The following is a 13,725-nucleotide window of genomic DNA, read 5'->3' on the forward strand; positions in this document are numbered from 1 at the left end:
AGGGGCAGGATGATCACGATCGAGGGGTCGACGCCGTCGATGGACCCGCAGGCGTGGGTGGCGCCGGGTGCGGTGCTGGCCGGGCGCGTGCGCCTCGAGGCCGAGGCGAGCGTCTGGTACACCTGCGTGCTGCGCGGCGACATGGACTCGATCACGGTCGGCGCCCGCTCCAACATCCAGGACGGCACCGTGGTGCACGCCGACCCCGGGTTCCCGGTCACGATCGGCTCCGGGGTCAGCGTGGGGCACCGGGCGGTGCTGCACGGCTGCACCATCGCCGACGACGTGCTGATCGGCATGGGTGCGGTGGTGCTCAACGGCGCGCGGATCGGCTCCGGCACGATCGTCGCCGCGGGCGCGGTGATCACCCAGGGCGTGGAGATCCCGCCGAACTCGCTGGTCGCGGGCGTGCCGGGCAAGGTGCGCAAGGAGACGGGCGAGGACGAGCGCAAGGGCATCGCCCTCAACGCCGCGGCCTACGTGCACCTCGCCGGCGTCCACCGCACCGCGACCTGACCCGGCTCAGTCGAGCACCGACCACTCCCCCCGCGCGACCCGGCCGGCGAGGGTGAGCAGGCCGACGGCGTGGTCGTGCAGCCGCTGCCCGATCTCCTGCGGCGCCTTGCCGGCGCTCGCCCGCGCCCACGTCCCCTCCAGGACGATGCCGAGCTTGAACCCGGCGAGCGCGGTGTACCAGTCGACGTGCACCGGCTCGCGGCCGCCCGCGTCGGCGTAGGCCCCGACCAGCTCCTTGCGCGTGGGCAGGCCGCCGAGCTGAGCGAGCGGCCCGCCGACGTCCATCGCCGTCGGTTCCTGCGGCCAGGTCACCATCAGCCAGCCCAGGTCCAGCAGCGGGTCGCCGACCGTGCACATCTCCCAGTCCACGATCGCCGCCACCTCGGGCTCCGTGCGGGCGAGCAGCACGTTGTTCAGGTGGAAGTCGCCGTGCATCACCCCGGGCGGGGCGTCGGCGGGCCGGTGCTCCTCCAGCCACCGGGCGACCAGCTCGACGTCCGGCAGTCCGCCCGGCTCCCAGTCCGGGAACTCGCGGTAGCCCTCGAGGTGGCGCAGCCACTGCGGGACCTGCTTCTCCAGGAAGCTGCCCGGCTTGCGCAGCACGTCGAGCCCCTGCGCCGTGGGGTCGAGGGCCCCGAGCCGCGACAGTGCCCGCGCCATGGCGAGGCCCTGCCCGTGCCGCAGCTCCGGGTCCGCCCGCTGCTCGGGCGTGACCTCCTCGCCGGGGTTGACGCCGTCGATCAGCTCCATGAGGTAGAAGACGACGCCGAGCACCGACGTGTCCTCGCAGCCCGCGAGCAGCCGCGGGTGCGGGACGTCCGTGCCGGCGAGCCCGCGCAGCACGGTGATCTCCCGCGCGATCGTGCGGTCGCTGGTGGGCCGCGGGTGCTCGGGCGGGCGGCGCAGCACGACCGGCCGGCCGTCGAGCTCGATCCGCAGCACGACGTTCTGGGTCCCGCCGGCCAGCGGCGTGACCTCGCCGATCGTTCCCTCGACGCCCTGGGTCCGGAGCCAGGCGGCCAGCCGGTCCAGGTCGACGGTGTCCACGGGCCTCACCGCTCGCTCCTCTCGGCCCGCAGCCGCCGCGTCTCCTCCGAGACCCGGGCACCCAGCAGCCCGGCGGCCGAGTCGACGAGCTGGCTCACGAACAGCCGGTGGTCGCGCCGGCCGGGCGCGCGGGCACGCTGGGCCAGCTCGACGTCGACGAACCGGATCACGTGGAAACGCCGGTGCAGCACGACGGCGTCCGGGTCGAGGAGCGGCTCCAGCAGGGCGCGCCAGCGCAGGATGCTGCCGCCCTCGACGTCGTAGCCCAGCGGTTCGGTCTGCGGCTCGGGCCGGGTGAGCAGGTCGGCGACGGTGCGCAGGTAGCCGGCCCCGCTCGCGCCCTGGTCCAGCTTGACCGCGCTCGGCCGCACCAGGGCGCCGGCGAGCGCCGCCAGCCGGGCGTCCGCATCCCCGGCGGTCCCGTCCGGGCCGTCGGCGAAGGCGGTCTCGTAGCCGTCGAGCAGGGCGTGCCGGGCCGCCTCGATCTCCGGCCGGTGCCGGTCGATCAGCGCCCTGATCAGGCCGTCCCGGTCGGTGAACCAGTACTGCGCCGCGATGACGTTGCGCGCGCCGGCGGCCCGGCCGATCTCGCGCAGGGACACCGACTCGCTGCCCCGCTCGGCGAACAACGCCTCGGCGGCGTCGAGCAGCCGTGACCGGGTGTCGCCCTTCGCGTCGACACGGCCGTCCGAACGGGTGTCGGTGTCCGTCATGCCGGTGACCAGGCCATGCCGCCGTCGACCTTGAGGATCGCCCCGGTGGTGAAGCTCGAGTCCGGGCTGGTCAGGTACCGCACCGCCCCCACGATCTCCTCCGCCTCGCCGATCCGGCCGAGCGCGGCGGTCTCCCCCTTGGCGAACATCTCGTCGCTCCACGCCTTGCTGATGTCCGTGCGGAACATCCCGGGCATCACACAGTTGACCCGCACCGTCGGCCCGAACGCGCGGGCCAGGCCGAGGGTCATCGCGTTGAGCCCCGCCTTCGCGGTGGCGTACGGCAGCTCGCCGGGCTGGGGCTGCACGGCGGCGATGCTGCTGACGTTGACGATCTGCCCGCCCTCGCCCTTCTGCATCGCCTCGCCCGCCCGCACCGCGAGCCGGAACGGGCCCTTGAGGTTCACGCCGATCACCTTGTCGAACAGGTCCTCGCCCACCTCGCCCAGCGAGGGGTAGAGCGGCGACATGCCGGCGTTGTTCACCAGGACGTCGATCCGCCCGAACTCCTCGAGCACGCGATCCATCAGGGCGTCGCAGTCCTGCCACCTGCCGACGTGGCAGGCGATCCCGAGCGCCTCCACCCCGAACTCCTCGCGGAGCTCGGCGGCGAGGGCCTCGCACGCCTCGGCCTTCCGGCTGGCCACGACCACCCGGTGGCCGCGGCGGGCGAGATCCCGGCAGATCTCGCGCCCCATCCCGCGGCTGCCCCCGGTCACGACAGCGACCCTGCTGTCCATCGGCATCCTCCGTTCATGCGCCTGCATCGAACGGGAAGCCTAGCCGGTGATCAGCGTGTGGAACCCCGTTCGCGCCATTCCTCGTCGTACCGGTCGGCCGCCTCGGTCCGCTCGCGGGCGATCTCGAGGGCTCGCGCGGCCGTCTCCCGGTCCGGGTACGGGCCCAGGCGGTCTGCGGCCCGGCAGCCGTCCGGACCCTCCACCGTGTGGTGCTTCAGGCAGTAGAACCATTGCTGCTCGCTCATGGGAGTGAGCGTCTCAGGTCTGAGCCCCCGACGCTCGTACATCCCTTGCTAGTTATATAACTGATATGGTACATTGTTGGCGTGCTGCCGTTCGCCGTCCTCGCCGAACCCGCCCGGCGCCGGATCCTCGACCTGCTGCGGGAGCGTCCGCGCCTGGTCGGGGAGCTCTCCGCCGAGCTGGGCCTGAGCCAGCCGGGCACGTCCAAGCACCTGCGGGTGCTGCGCGAGGCCGGGCTGGTCGAGGCGCAGGTCGACGCGCAGCGCCGTCGGTACGCGCTGCGGGCGGAGCCGCTCGCCGAGCTCGACGCGTGGCTCGCCCCCTACCGCCGCTTCTGGAACCGCCGGCTCGACGCCCTGGAGCGGGAGCTGGATCGCATGGCCGATCCGGTGCCCGGTTCCGATGCCGCGCCCGACCCGGTGCCCGACTTCCATCCCGCGCCCGACCCGGTGCCCGACTTCGATCCCGTGCCCGACCCGGTGCCCGACCCCGTGCCCACGGAGGAGACCCGATGACCCCCGACAGCCTGACACTGCGCGACGGCCGCACCGTGCTCCGGATCGAGCGGCCGATGCCCCACCCGCCGGAGAAGGTGTGGCGCGCGCTGACCACGCCGGAGCACCTGGCGCGGTGGTTCCCGTCGACGGTCCGGCTCGACCTGCGCGAGGGCGGGGAGATCGTGTTCGACGACGGCGACACGCGGGGCGTCGTCACCGCCCTCGACCCGCCCCGGCTCTTCGCGTTCAGCTGGGGCGACTCGGACCACCTGCGCTGGGAGGTGCACCCGGCCGACGACGGGTCGGTACTGGTCCTGCACCACGCGTTCAGCGACCACTACGGCGCCGCCAGCTTCGCGACGGGCTGGTCGGCGTGCGTCGAGGGGTTGTCGCAGGTCCTGGCAGGAGAGGAGCCGGCCCCGACGGTCGACATGACGGCGCGGCACGAGGAGTACGTCCACGAGTTCGACCTCGACGCGCCGGTGACCGAGGGCGACACGATCCGGATCGAGCGGCAGCTCACCGCCCCCGCGGACGCCGCCCGCCCGCTGCTCGATCCGCCGGTCCTCGGCGGCGGGACGGTGCGGTGGGAGCTGGTCGAGGGCACGGGCCACGGCGCGCGCCTGGTCGTCGTCGCCACGGGCCCGTTCGACGTCCCGGTCACCGAGGCCGCCCAGCTCCTCCGGGCCCGGGTGCAGGAGATCGCCGCGACCCTGGCTCCACGCCCTGTCCGAACTTGAGCGGCCGACCTTCCGGCAGCTCGCAGCTCGGCTCACGCCTGGCGCCGCGGCCGTGACCCGGTCGGGTTCGGCCGGCCGTTCCGGTCGTGCGTCACCGACGCGTCGGCGTCGACGAGGGCTCAGCTCGACAACGCGCTTGGGAAGCGGGTGTCGAAGTCGAGGATGCGCACCTGCTCGGGGGTGACCGCGATGCGCCACATCTCGACGTCGGGCGGGAACCGGCTCACCCACGCCGCACCCTCGCTCGGTCCGAAATATCGCTCTGCCGCTCTGGCGTACTCCGCACAGACGCCGACGACCTTCGCGACCTGTGCGCGGCCCCTGATCGAGAGGACCTTGTAGGGCCATTCGTCGGAGTCGATGGTGAGCGCGACGGGGACTCCGTCCTCGAGCGCCTTCAGCTTGGGCGCACCCGGCGGCGACGCCATCACGATCTCCGTGCCGTCCCAGTGGAACCAGATCGGCACCACCCGCGGAGTCCCGTCTCGCCAGCAATAGGCCAAGCGCGCGGGGATCGCGGACGACAACAACTCCCGAGCCACGGGATCGTCGAGGTCAGCGCGGAGCCCGGTGCTCCGGACGGCAGGGTCTGACGACATGTGCACGCACCTACCTGACTTCGCCGGTCGCGGCTGAACCCCGAAGAGGCCGAGCCCGAAGACGACGGGAGGGCAAGGCTGGTCGGGCTCCGACCGCCTCCGCAATACGGAGTACTGCGTACGAGATCGGCGCCACGCCCCCCGAGCGAACCACCCTGCACCGGGCGAACCACTCCACACTGAGCGACCGGCGCTCTCGCTCACTAGGAGTGAGCGACAGCGCCGCTCGCTCATCTAGTCCTCCGGCTTCGCCTGATGTTGAGCGTGGCTAACAGCTCTGAGTGCGAGCTATCGTCGTAGGCGTGGCCGTACCCACCTCAGCACCCCCCGCGGCACCCGCCTCCGCAACCGCCTCCGCAACCGCCTCGGCACCCACCGCCGTCGCCGCCTCGGCACCCACCCCCGCCACCCCCACCACCTCGGACGACGTGCTGCGCGTCGTCGTGGGGCTGCGGCGCGTGCTCCGCCGCCGCTTGCGCGCCCGGTTCGGCGGGCCGCCGCTGCGCGGGGCGCAGGCGGAGCTGCTGCAGCAGGTCGAGGCGGAACCCGGCATCGGCGTCGCGGCCGCCGCGCGGGCGCTCCACCTCGCCGGCAACTCGGTGAGCACCCTGGTCAACCAGCTCGTCGACACCGGTCTGCTGCGCCGCGACCCCGACCCGGACGACCGCCGCGCCGTCCGGCTCTTCCTCACGCCGGCCGCCGTCGAGCGCCTGGGGCAGCGCCGCGAGGCCCGCCGCGAGCTCCTCGACGCCGGCCTCGCGCAGCTCGACCCGGCCGAGCGCAGCGCGATCACCGCCGCGCTCCCCGCCCTCGAACACCTCCTCGCCACCCTCGAGGACCGATCCGTGCCGGAGGCCCCGTGACCAGCCCCGTCGACAGCCCCGATCCCCCGGCCGTCCGGTGCACCGGGCTGCGCCAGGCCTTCGGCGACACCGTCGCCGTCGACGGCCTCGACCTCGAGGTCCGGCGCGGCGAGGTGTTCGGCCTGCTCGGCCCGAACGGCGCCGGCAAGACCACCACCCTCCGCTCGATCACCACGCTGCTGCCCGCCCCGCCCGGCACGGTCGCCGTGCTCGGCCGCGACGTCGCCCGGCAGCGCACCCAGGTCCGCCGGCTGATCGGGTACGTCCCGCAGCAGCTCTCCGCCGACGGCACGCTGACCGGCCGCGAGAACGTGATGCTCTTCGCCCGGCTCTTCGACGTGCCGCGCCGTGCTCGCACCGCGCAGGTCGAGGGCGTGCTCGAGGCGATGGACCTGGTCGAGGCCGCGGACCGGCCCGTCAAGACCTACTCCGGCGGCATGGTCCGCCGGCTCGAGCTGGCGCAGGCCCTGGTCAGCGCCCCGCGGCTGCTGGTCCTCGACGAGCCGACGGTCGGCCTGGACCCCGTCGCGCGCGACGGCGTGTGGGAACGGATCGCCCGGACCCGCGCCGAGACCGGCATGACGGTGCTGGTCACCACCCACGCCATGCAGGAGGCCGACGAGCACTGCGAGCGGATCGCGCTGATGCACCGCGGCCGCGTGCGGGCGCTCGGCACCCCCGGGGAGCTGAAGAGCGCCATCGGACCGGACGCCACGCTCGACGACGTCTTCCGCCACCACACCGGCGACACCCTCGACGGCAGTGACAAGGGAGGGATCCGCGATGTCCGCGCCGCTCGCCGCACCGCCGGCCGCCTGGGCTGACGCCGAACCAGGCCCGGTCGCGCTCGTCCGCACCGCCCTCTCGCGCATCGCCACCATGTGCCTGGTGGAGCTGCAGAAGCTCCGCCACGACCGCACCGAGCTGCTCACCCGCGCCGTGCAGCCCGCCCTGTGGCTGATCGTCTTCGGCCAGGTGTTCACCAACATCCACGCGATCCCGACGGGGAGCACGCCCTACCTGGACTTCCTCGCCCCCGGCATCCTCGCCCAGTCGGCGCTGTTCATCGCGATCTTCTACGGCATCCAGATCATCTGGGAGCGCGACGCCGGCGTGCTGGCCAAGCTGATGGTCACACCGACGCCCCGGGTCGCCCTCGTCGCGGCCAAGGCGTTCGCGGCCGGGGTGCGGGCGGTGGCCCAGGCCGTCGTCGTGCTGCTGCTCGCCCTGGCCCTGGGCGTGTCGCTCACGGCGAACCCGCTGAAGCTGCTGGGCGTGGTCGTGGCGCTGATGCTCGGCTCGGCCTTCTTCTGCTGCCTGTCGATCACGATCGCCGGGCTGGTGCTCTCCCGCGACCGGCTGATGGGCATCGGGCAGGCGATCACCATGCCGTTGTTCTTCGCCTCGAACGCGCTCTACCCGGTGGCGCTGATGCCGACGTGGCTGCAGTGGGTCAACCACGTCAACCCGCTGTCCTACGAGGTGGAGGCGCTGCGCGGGCTGCTGATCGGCGAACCGGCGCGACTGGGCCTCTGCTTCGGGGTGCTCGTCCTCGCCGCCGCCGCGATGATCACGGTCGCGAGCGCCCTGCTGCCCCGCCTGACCCGCTGACTCCTCGTGCCGGCAACGGTCGTCAGAGCGACCATCACTCCTCGCAGATGCGGGTGACGACCGTGGCCACCTGCTCGGCGATCACGTCGGCGGGGGCGAGCGGGAGCACGATGTGGCTCACCGTGAGCCGGGCCGCGGTCTCGGCGGCGAGCCCGACGGTGTCGGGGTCGAGATCGGGCCGGCGGCGGCGCAGGTAGCCCGCCGCCCGCTCGCGCGCCGCGACCACGATCGGCTCGCTGTCCGTGCCGAACAGCTCCGGCGTTCCCTCCTCGCCGGTCAGCAGCGTCGTGAGCAGCGGGTTGCCCTCGGCCCGGGCCAGCGCGCCCCGCACCGCCGCCACCCAGGCCGCGTGCAGGTCCGCCTCCCCGGCCAGGGCCTGCTCTATCTCGTCGAGGAACCGCTCGGTCGAGCGCAGGACCAGCGCCGACGCCACGCCCCGGCGGTCGCCGAACTCGGTGTAGAGGGTCTGGCGGCTCACCCCGACCCGGGTGGCGAGGTCGCGCATCGAGAAGGCCCGGAACCCGCGGTCGACCACGAGCTCCTCGGCGACGTCGAGCGCGTCGTCGCGCAGTCCGGCGCGCGCCCGCTGGGCCATCGACCTCGGTTCCACCCGGCCAGCCTGGACGTCAACGCCGGATCCGTCAATCGTCTGGACACATTTGGTCACAGTGTCTAACGTCGGTGGCGCAGCCGAGGTCGAGGAGGACTCAGTGACGGTGATCGAGCAGGTGCAGCAGGTCGGTGCGGGACTCGGGTCGCTCCCGCGCCGCGCCCGGGAGCGGTTCTCCTCCGTGCTGACCCTGCCGCTGCCCGAGCGGGTCGACCGCGCCCTGCTCGAGCGCTCCGCCGGCACCGTCGGCTCGCCGTTCTCCACCGCCCCGGAGGGTCTGCGCCCGGTGCCGGGCGACGACGGGCTGCCCCTGCTCGGGCACGCGCTCGGCTACGTCCGCTTCGGCACCGACCTCAACCGCCGCCGCAGCGCCCACTACGGCCCGGTCTGGTGGATGCGCAGCCCCACCGGCCGCGCGCTCGTCGTCGGCGGCCCGGCGGCGACCCGCGAGGTGCTCACCAACCGGGACAAGGCGTTCTCACAGGAGGGCTGGCGGGTCCTGGTCGACCGGTTCTTCCACCGCGGGCTGATGCTCATGGACTTCGACGAGCACCGCGCCCACCGGCGGATCATGCAGGAGGCGTTCACCGCCGAGCGCATCAGGTCCTACGTCGACGAGGCCGTGCCCGTGGTCCGGGACGTGGTGCCGACGTGGCAGGGGTCGCTGCGGCTCTACCCCGCGCTGAAGAGCATGACCCTCGACATCGCCACCCGGGTGTTCATGGACGCCCGCAGCGGCCCGGAGGCGGACGAGATCAACCGGGCCTTCGTCGACTGCGTGCGCGCGGCCAACGCCTTCGTGCGGTACCCGATCCCGGGCACGCGCTGGCAGAAGGGCCTGCAGGGCCGCGCCGTGCTGGAGAAGTGGTTCCGGGACGCGCTGCCGGCCAAGCGGGCGGGCGACGGCGACGACCTGTTCACCGCCCTCTGCCACGCCGTCACGCCGGAGGGCGAGCGGTTCTCCGACGACGACGTCGTCAACCACATGATCTTCCTGATGATGGCCGCGCACGACACGTCGACCATCGCCACCGCGTCCGCCGCCTACCACCTGGGCCGCAACCCGGAGTGGCAGGAGAAGGCCCGCGCGGAGTCCCTCGCGCTGGGCGACACGCCCCCGGACGTCGCCGCCCTGAAGTCCCTCGGCACGCTGGAGCTCGTGATCAAGGAGGCGCTCCGGATGGACGCGCCGGTCCCGGTCGTGATGCGCACGGCGGTGAAGGACACCACGGTGGCCGGGTACTTCGTGCCGAAGGGGACCCGGGTCGTCGTCGCGCAGGGGGTGAACCACTACGACCCGACCTGCTGGACCGACCCGGAGACCTTCGACCCCGACCGCTTCTCCGAGTCGCGCCGCGAGGACCGCTCCGACCGCGACGCCTGGATCCCCTTCGGCGGCGGCGTGCACAAGTGCATCGGCCTGCACTTCGGCACCTACGAGGTCACCGCGATCCTGCACGAGATGCTGCGGACCTACCGCTGGGAGGTCGAGCCCGGCTACACGCTGCGCTGGGACAACACCTCGCTCCCCGTCCCGGTGGGCGGGATCCCGGTGCGCCTCCACCGCCTGTGATCCGGCTCCGGCGCGCGGCCCACGACGCGTCGAAGGGCCCGTCCTGGAGACGTCATGGATCCATGACTCGCCGAACGACCCGTCATGGAGGCGTGATGGATCCATGCTGCGTCCAGACGGTCCCGGCGGGCGCGGGGCCGCGCGGATAGCCTGCTGCGCATGACCCTGCGCACGGCCGACGGGCGGGAGGAGCGCGCGTCCGGTGCGGCGGAGACGGGAGCCGGGCTGGCGGGCTCGCCGTTCCGGGTGGACCGGGACCGGATCGCCGCGTCGCCCTTCTTCGCCCGCCTCGCCGGCGTCACGCAGGTGGTGAGCCCCAACGGGGCCGGGCTGCTGCTGCACAACCGGCTCACGCACTCGTTGCAGGTCGCGCAGGTCGGCCGGGCGATCGCCGAGCGGCTCGGCGAGGAGTCCGGGCCGGTGGTCGACAAGCTCGGCGGGTGCGACGCGGACGTCGTCGAGGCCGCGGCGCTGGCGCACGACCTCGGTCATCCGCCCTTCGGGCACCTCGGCGAGCAGGTGCTCGACCGGCTCGCCCGCGAACGCCTCGGCCTGCGGGACGGCTTCGAGGGCAACGCACAGAGCTTCCGGATCGTCACCACGATCGACCTGCACGGCCCGGGGCGCACCGGCCTCGGCCTGACGGCGGCGGTGCGCGCCGCCGTCCTCAAGTACCCCTGGGCGCGGCGCGGGTACCCGGACCCGCACCCCAGCGAGGCCGACCTGCCGCCCCGCGGCGGCGGCCCGCTCCCCGGCGTCCCCGACTCCGGGTCGGCCAAGTTCTCCGCCTACGTGACCGAGCTGGGCGAGCTGCGGGCGGCCCGGGCGCCGTTCCCGGTCGCGCCGTGGCAGCAGACCGTCGAGGCCGCGGTGATGGACACGGCCGACGACATCGCCTACGCCATCCACGACGTCGAGGACTTCCACCGGGTCGGCGTGCTCCAGCAGGCCGGGGTGGCCGCCGAGCTGCGCGGCTGGGAACGGTCCGCCGAGCCCGGCCCCACCGCCGGGCCGGGCGCCGCGCTGGAGCGCCTGCGCCGCCGGCTCGCCGAACGGGACGACTGGGTCTACTCCGACGACGCCTTCGCCGCCGCCGTCTCCCGGGTGCGGGCCGAGCTGGTCGACGGCCTGCTCGCCGTGCCCTTCGACGGGTCGATGGCGGCCGAGCGGGCCGTCGCCGAGTTCTCCGCACGCTGGACCTCACGGCTCGTCGGCGGCATCCGCGTGCTCGAGGACCCGCCGGTCCGCGCGGCGCACGTCGCCCTCGGCGAGGCGCAGTGGCACGAGGTGGCGGTGCTGAAGTTCGTGCACCAGCAGTTCGTGTTGCGCCGCGCCGACCTGGCCTCGCACCAGCGCGGCCAGGCGACCGTCGTCACCGGGCTGGTCGGCGCGCTGCACGACTGGCTCGCCGACGGCCGCTCGCCGGACGCCCCCGGTCTCCCGCCGCGGCTGCACGACCTGGTCGAGCTGGCCCGCGGCGAGTACTCCGCGCTCGCCGAGGAGGGTGTGGTCAAGGCGGCGCAGGTCGGCGACCTCGCCCGCGGACGGGCGGTGATCGACTACGTGGCCTCGCTGACGGACGCGCAGGCGGGCGCCCTGTTGGACGTCCTCACGGGTCGCTCCGCCCGCCTCTGGACGGACGCCATGGCCCTCTGAGGTCCCGCCGTGTCCCCCGCGTCGCCACTTCCGGGCGTCCGAGCCGCACATCCCGGGTGGTCAGAGCGTGAAGGCGCCGCCGACGTACCTCCTCCCGGCCTCGTCCTTCGCCGGGTCGCCGGGCCCGATCCGGTCGGCGAACACCTCGGCGTCGTCCTGCGGGACGTACCCGATCGCCGCGCCGCCGTCGAGGGACCAGACGCGACGGCTGTTGGCCGAGACGCCCCAGACGATCCGGAAGCCCGGCGACGGGGTCGCGACGGCCGCCTCGACCAGCCGCGCGCAGTCGTCCGGCGAGAGCCAGGTCGACAGCCCGCGCAGGTCGTGCGGCTCCTCGGCGCAGGTGCCGATCCGCAGGCAGACGACATCGAGCCCGTGCCGGTCGTGGTGCAGGCTGCCCAGCGCCTCGCCGAGCACCTTGCTGACGCCGTAGTAGGTGTCGGGGCGGGGTGCGAGGTCGTCGGGCATGTCGAGATCGGGGTCGTCGGGCTGGTGCGCGAACCCGACGGCGTGGTTGCTCGACGCGTACACCACCCGCGGCACCCCGGCCCGCCACGCGGCCTCGAAGACCGCGTACGTGCCCTCGATGTTGGCGTCCCGGATGGACGCCCAGTCCGCCTCGCCGGAGATCCCGCCGAGGTGCACGACGGCGTCGACGCCCTCGCACGCGGCCACCATCGCGTCGAGGTCCGCGACGTCGGCGGTGATCGCGCCCGGCTCGTCGACCGGGACGCGGTCGAGCAGCCGCAGCTCGCGGTCGGGGCGCGGCATCCGCGCCCGCAGCATCCGCCCGATCCGCCCGGCGGCTCCCGTGATCAGAAGTCGTTGCACGCGCCCGATCCTGCCCTCGCGCCCGAGGGGGCGCGCAGGGCAGGGTGATCGGCATGGGTGAGCTGGTCGCCGGCGTCGACTCGTCGACGCAGTCCTGCAAGGTCGTCGTCCGGGACGCGGAGTCCGGGGAGCTGGTCCGCTCCGGGCGGGCCACGCATCCCGACGGGACCGAGGTCGAGCCGAAGCACTGGTGGGCGGCGCTGCAGCAGGCCCTCGAGCAGGCCGGCGGGCTCGCGGACGTCGCGGCCGTCAGCGTCGCCGGCCAGCAGCACGGCATGGTGTGCCTCGACGAGACCGGCGAGGTCGTCCGGCCGGCGTTGCTGTGGAACGACACCCGGTCCGCCGCCGCGGCCGCCGCGCTCGTCGAGGAGCTGGGCGCGCAGGCCTGGGCGGACGCCACCGGCACGGTGCCGGTCGCGTCGATCACCGTGACGAAGCTGCGGTGGCTCGCCGAGCACGAGCCCGCCAACGCCGCCCGCACCGCCGCCGTCTGCCTCCCGCACGACTGGCTGACCTGGCAGCTGGCCGGCGGCGGAGCCGACCGTCGACACGGCGCTCCGGGACTCGACGCGCTGGTCACCGACCGGTCGGACGCCTCCGGCACCGGCTACTTCGACGCCTCCTCCGGGAACTACCGCCGCGACCTGCTGCGACTCGGCCTCGGCCGCGACGACGTCGTCCTCCCCCGGGTGCTCGGCCCCACCGAGTCGGTCGAGGGCCCGGGGTTCCGGCTCGGCCCCGGGGCCGGGGACAACGCGGGCGCCGCGCTCGGGCTCGGGGCGGGCGACGACGTCGTCGTCTCGCTGGGGACCTCGGGCGTGGTGTCGGCGCGCGGGGACCGGCAGGGCAGTGACCCGACCGGCACGATCGCCGGGTTCGCCGACGCGACCGGCGCCTTCCTGCCGCTGGTGGTCACGCTCAACGCGGCCCGGGTGCTCGACGCGGCCGCCCGGCTGCTCGGCGTCGACCACGCGGAGCTGTCCCGGCTCGCGCTCTCCGCCGCGCCCGGCGCGGAGGGCCTCACGCTCGTGCCGTACCTGGAGGGCGAGCGCACGCCCAACCTGCCGGACTCCACCGGCGCGATCCACGGCATGACGCTGGCCAACGCCACGCCCGCCAACCTCGCGCGGGCCGCGATCGAGGGGATGCTGTCCGGGCAGAAGGCGGGGGTCGACGCCCTCGCCGCGGTCGGGGTGCACGCGGACGAGATCATGCTGATCGGTGGCGCCGCCCGCTCGGAGGCGGTGCGGCTGATCGCCCCGACGGTGTTCGGCGTGCCGGTCGTGGTGCCCGAACCCGGTGAGTACGTGGCCGACGGCGCCGCCCGGCAGGCCGCCTGGGTGCTCTCCGGCGGGTCGGAGCCCCCGGCCTGGGCGAGCGGGACCTCGGAGCGGTACGAGGGCGAGCTCACCCCGGGGTTGGAGGAGCGCTATCGGGCGGCGGCGGAGAAGTACCTCCCTCGCCGACCATGATCCACTCCCCGGCA

At 74.2% G+C, this 13,725-nt stretch carries 15 protein-coding genes and 1 pseudogene; 9 read left to right on the top strand and 7 right to left on the bottom strand.

Features of this window, described 5'->3' with window-relative positions; all coding sequences use genetic code 11:
- The first annotated feature begins 9 nt into the window (after positions 1-9).
- Positions 10-516 (top strand): gamma carbonic anhydrase family protein, encoded by a 507-nt coding sequence (locus ABD990_RS18410; protein ID WP_345381801.1) that lies wholly within the window; start codon positions 10-12, stop codon positions 514-516.
- Positions 517-522: 6 nt separating this feature from the next.
- On the opposite strand, the gene ABD990_RS18415 is transcribed toward ABD990_RS18410, so the two are convergent.
- The 4 genes from ABD990_RS18415 to ABD990_RS18430 are packed head-to-tail and all read right to left on the bottom strand — an operon-like array spanning position 523 to position 3,261.
- Entirely contained in the window at positions 523-1,572 is a 1,050-nt protein-coding gene (locus ABD990_RS18415; RefSeq protein ID WP_345381802.1) for a phosphotransferase family protein, read from the bottom strand.
- Positions 1,569-2,276, bottom strand: a complete 708-nt coding sequence (locus ABD990_RS18420) for a TetR/AcrR family transcriptional regulator (RefSeq protein ID WP_345381803.1) — start codon at positions 2,274-2,276, stop codon at positions 1,569-1,571. Before ABD990_RS18420 ends, ABD990_RS18415 begins: the two co-directional genes overlap by 4 nt.
- Entirely contained in the window at positions 2,273-3,016 is a 744-nt protein-coding gene (locus ABD990_RS18425) for an SDR family NAD(P)-dependent oxidoreductase (RefSeq protein ID WP_345381804.1), read from the bottom strand. Before ABD990_RS18425 ends, ABD990_RS18420 begins: the two co-directional genes overlap by 4 nt.
- Before the next feature lie 50 nt (positions 3,017-3,066).
- Positions 3,067-3,261, bottom strand: a complete 195-nt coding sequence (locus ABD990_RS18430) for a hypothetical protein (RefSeq protein WP_345381805.1) — start codon at positions 3,259-3,261, stop codon at positions 3,067-3,069.
- A gap of 81 nt (positions 3,262-3,342) precedes the next feature.
- Here ABD990_RS18430 and ABD990_RS18435 point away from each other — a divergent pair.
- Both ABD990_RS18435 and ABD990_RS18440 read left to right on the top strand, forming a co-directional pair.
- Positions 3,343-3,648, top strand: a pseudogene (locus tag ABD990_RS18435) (ArsR/SmtB family transcription factor); the annotation flags it as partial.
- A gap of 122 nt (positions 3,649-3,770) precedes the next feature.
- Positions 3,771-4,496 carry an SRPBCC family protein gene (locus tag ABD990_RS18440; RefSeq protein ID WP_345381806.1) on the top strand — a complete coding sequence of 242 codons (726 nt, stop codon included), beginning with the start codon at positions 3,771-3,773 and terminating at the stop codon, positions 4,494-4,496.
- Between the two features lie 119 nt (positions 4,497-4,615).
- Here ABD990_RS18440 and ABD990_RS18445 read toward each other — a convergent pair whose 3' ends face one another.
- Positions 4,616-5,329 carry a pyridoxamine 5'-phosphate oxidase family protein gene (locus tag ABD990_RS18445; RefSeq protein ID WP_345381807.1) on the bottom strand — a complete coding sequence of 238 codons (714 nt, stop codon included), beginning with the start codon at positions 5,327-5,329 and terminating at the stop codon, positions 4,616-4,618.
- Positions 5,330-5,397: 68 nt separating this feature from the next.
- On the opposite strand from ABD990_RS18445, the gene ABD990_RS18450 reads away from it, so the two are divergent.
- Genes ABD990_RS18450 through ABD990_RS18460 form a run of 3 tightly spaced genes read left to right on the top strand, consistent with a single transcriptional unit; the run spans position 5,398 to position 7,569 of the window.
- Positions 5,398-5,958 (top strand): MarR family transcriptional regulator, encoded by a 561-nt coding sequence (locus ABD990_RS18450; protein WP_345381808.1) that lies wholly within the window; start codon positions 5,398-5,400, stop codon positions 5,956-5,958.
- Complete coding sequence (locus ABD990_RS18455; RefSeq protein ID WP_345381809.1) at positions 5,955-6,782, top strand: ABC transporter ATP-binding protein; 828 nt, start codon at positions 5,955-5,957, stop codon at positions 6,780-6,782. The genes ABD990_RS18450 and ABD990_RS18455 overlap by 4 nt, the downstream gene beginning before the upstream one ends.
- On the top strand, positions 6,742-7,569 hold the full coding sequence (locus ABD990_RS18460; protein ID WP_345381810.1) for an ABC transporter permease: 828 nt from the start codon (positions 6,742-6,744) through the stop codon (positions 7,567-7,569). The genes ABD990_RS18455 and ABD990_RS18460 overlap by 41 nt, the downstream gene beginning before the upstream one ends.
- 34 nt (positions 7,570-7,603) lie before the next feature.
- On the opposite strand, the gene ABD990_RS18465 is transcribed toward ABD990_RS18460, so the two are convergent.
- Positions 7,604-8,179, bottom strand: a complete 576-nt coding sequence (locus tag ABD990_RS18465; RefSeq protein WP_345381811.1) for a TetR/AcrR family transcriptional regulator — start codon at positions 8,177-8,179, stop codon at positions 7,604-7,606.
- A gap of 106 nt (positions 8,180-8,285) precedes the next feature.
- Between ABD990_RS18465 and ABD990_RS18470 the strand changes: the two genes are divergently transcribed.
- Together ABD990_RS18470 and ABD990_RS18475 are read left to right on the top strand one after the other, a co-directional pair.
- Entirely contained in the window at positions 8,286-9,752 is a 1,467-nt protein-coding gene (locus tag ABD990_RS18470; protein ID WP_345381995.1) for a cytochrome P450, read from the top strand.
- A gap of 159 nt (positions 9,753-9,911) precedes the next feature.
- Positions 9,912-11,408: a deoxyguanosinetriphosphate triphosphohydrolase family protein gene (locus ABD990_RS18475; RefSeq protein WP_345381812.1), complete on the top strand. Its 1,497-nt coding sequence runs from the start codon at positions 9,912-9,914 to the stop codon at positions 11,406-11,408.
- A 60-nt stretch (positions 11,409-11,468) separates the two neighbouring features.
- On the opposite strand, the gene ABD990_RS18480 is transcribed toward ABD990_RS18475, so the two are convergent.
- On the bottom strand, positions 11,469-12,194 hold the full coding sequence (locus ABD990_RS18480; RefSeq protein ID WP_425569625.1) for an NAD-dependent epimerase/dehydratase family protein: 726 nt from the start codon (positions 12,192-12,194) through the stop codon (positions 11,469-11,471).
- Between the two features lie 98 nt (positions 12,195-12,292).
- Here ABD990_RS18480 and ABD990_RS18485 point away from each other — a divergent pair, with 98 nt between their 5' ends.
- On the top strand, positions 12,293-13,711 hold the full coding sequence (locus ABD990_RS18485) for a xylulokinase (protein ID WP_345381814.1): 1,419 nt from the start codon (positions 12,293-12,295) through the stop codon (positions 13,709-13,711).
- Positions 13,712-13,725: the final 14 nt, after the last annotated feature.

Source organism: Pseudonocardia yuanmonensis, from assembly GCF_039542425.1.
GTDB classification, from domain to species: Bacteria; Actinomycetota; Actinomycetes; order Mycobacteriales; family Pseudonocardiaceae; genus Pseudonocardia; species Pseudonocardia yuanmonensis.

Excerpts from the sequence above, each read along its gene's own strand:
- ABD990_RS18410 (WP_345381801.1), top strand. The coding sequence starts at position 10 with ATGATCACGATCGAGGGGTCGACGCCGTCGATGGACCCGCAGGCGTGG.
- ABD990_RS18420 (WP_345381803.1), bottom strand. The coding sequence starts at position 2,276 with ATGACGGACACCGACACCCGTTCGGACGGCCGTGTCGACGCGAAGGGC.
- ABD990_RS18425 (WP_345381804.1), bottom strand. The coding sequence starts at position 3,016 with ATGGACAGCAGGGTCGCTGTCGTGACCGGGGGCAGCCGCGGGATGGGG.
- ABD990_RS18430 (WP_345381805.1), bottom strand. The coding sequence starts at position 3,261 with ATGAGCGAGCAGCAATGGTTCTACTGCCTGAAGCACCACACGGTGGAG.
- ABD990_RS18440 (WP_345381806.1), top strand. The coding sequence starts at position 3,771 with ATGACCCCCGACAGCCTGACACTGCGCGACGGCCGCACCGTGCTCCGG.
- ABD990_RS18445 (WP_345381807.1), bottom strand. The coding sequence starts at position 5,329 with ATGAGCGAGCGGCGCTGTCGCTCACTCCTAGTGAGCGAGAGCGCCGGT.
- ABD990_RS18460 (WP_345381810.1), top strand. The coding sequence starts at position 6,742 with ATGTCCGCGCCGCTCGCCGCACCGCCGGCCGCCTGGGCTGACGCCGAA.
- ABD990_RS18475 (WP_345381812.1), top strand. The coding sequence starts at position 9,912 with ATGACCCTGCGCACGGCCGACGGGCGGGAGGAGCGCGCGTCCGGTGCG.
- ABD990_RS18480 (WP_425569625.1), bottom strand. The coding sequence starts at position 12,194 with ATGCTGCGGGCGCGGATGCCGCGCCCCGACCGCGAGCTGCGGCTGCTC.
- ABD990_RS18485 (WP_345381814.1), top strand. The coding sequence starts at position 12,293 with ATGGGTGAGCTGGTCGCCGGCGTCGACTCGTCGACGCAGTCCTGCAAG.